1 rRNA gene is annotated in these 217 nt (G+C 55.3%); it reads left to right on the top strand.

Features of this window, described 5'->3' with window-relative positions:
* Positions 1-153 precede the first annotated feature (153 nt).
* Positions 154-217, top strand: a 16S ribosomal RNA gene (locus ACLBXO_RS32405); the annotation flags it as partial.

Here is a 217-nt window from a genome sequence, read left to right as displayed (position 1 = left end):
GGTCTTAGGGCCTGGCGTGAGTAGACTTGTGCCGATCTGTTGTTCTTCTTTCTGAGCTCACCGACGGGTGTTTTGGCGCTGTGAAGCGTCGGGATGCTTGGTCGATGTGAGGCTCCGTCTGAGAATACACGTGATCGGCCGGATCTTTCTCTTCAACGTGAGAGTTTGATCCTGGCTCAGAGCGAACGCTGGCGGCAGGCTTAACACATGCAAGTCG

The organism is Methylobacterium sp. C33D (genome assembly GCF_053345825.1).
Note: the sequence above shows the minus strand (reverse complement) of the source record. Positions and strands in the feature narration are given on the sequence as shown.